The sequence below is a fragment of the Comamonas sp. GCA5 genome (assembly GCF_036541385.1).
Taxonomy (GTDB): domain Bacteria; phylum Pseudomonadota; class Gammaproteobacteria; order Burkholderiales; family Burkholderiaceae_C; genus Comamonas; species Comamonas aquatica.
The window spans coordinates 1-929 of record NZ_JAZHFR010000196.1; the positions used below are offsets into that span (position 1 = coordinate 1).

Here is a 929-nt window from a genome sequence, read left to right on the forward strand (position 1 = left end):
CGCCGCCTGGCGCCCTGCAGCAGGGCCAGCACCTCGTCGTGCGAGGCCAGCATGTGCCGCGCATGGCCGCGCAGCAGCCGCCCGGCCGAGGTCGGCACCACCGGCGTGCTGCGCTCCAGCAGTTGCGCACCCAGCTCTTCCTCCAGCTTCTTGATGTGGGCCGTCACGTTGGACTGCACGGTGTGCAGCTGTTGCGCGGCCGCGCCGAAACTACCGGTCTCGCACACGGCCTCGAAGATGCGCAGGGATTTGAGTTGCATGCCACCACCTCATCACGAAAGAAGATTCCTGCCTTCATTTTGAATCATTGGACAAGATGCAGCACGCCGCTAAGCTGTGGACTCCTGCCACCCGACCCTGCGCGCCGTGATCCAACGCAACGAACTTCCGCTTTTCCTCACCGGCTTTCTGGCCACGCTCAGCGGCGTCGGGCTGGCGCGCTTTGCCTACACCGCGCTGATGCCGCAGATGGTGCTGGCCGGCTGGTTCACCGGCGAGCAGGTGGCCTACCTGGGCGCGGCCAACCTGCTGGGCTACCTGATCGGGGCGCTGGCCGCCGCGCCGCTGGCCGAACGCCTGGGCGCCGTGCGCGTGCTGCAGGGCTGCTGGATCGCGGTGACGCTGAGTTTTCTGGGCTGCAGCATGGCCCAGCCCATGGCCGTGTTCTTCGTCTGGCGCCTGGTGTCCGGCATTGCCGGGGCCACGCTGATGGTGCTGGGCCCCTCGGTGGCCATGGCGGCCACGCCGCTGGCACGCCGCGCGGCGCTGGGGCCGCTGATGTTCAGCGGCATCGGCGTGGGCGCGCTGCTGTCGGCCACCCTGGTGCCGGCCCTGGCCAGCAAAGCCTGAGCGCCGTCTGGTGGGCCTGGCCCTGGTCTGCGCGGCCACCACCGTGGGTGGGCGTGCGCCAGGCGCGCCAGCTGCCGGCG

Annotated in this window: 2 protein-coding genes; one reads left to right on the forward strand and one right to left on the reverse strand. The window is 70.1% G+C overall.

What is annotated here, in order from left to right; translation table 11 throughout:
* On the reverse strand, window positions 1-260 hold a 260-nt coding region (locus SJH88_RS19200), incomplete at its 3' end, for a LysR family transcriptional regulator (protein WP_274755396.1).
* Between the two features lie 76 nt (window positions 261-336).
* Here SJH88_RS19200 and SJH88_RS19205 point away from each other — a divergent pair.
* Window positions 337-849 (forward strand): YbfB/YjiJ family MFS transporter, encoded by a 513-nt coding sequence (locus SJH88_RS19205; RefSeq protein WP_274755397.1) that lies wholly within the window; start codon window positions 337-339, stop codon window positions 847-849.
* Window positions 850-929: the final 80 nt, after the last annotated feature.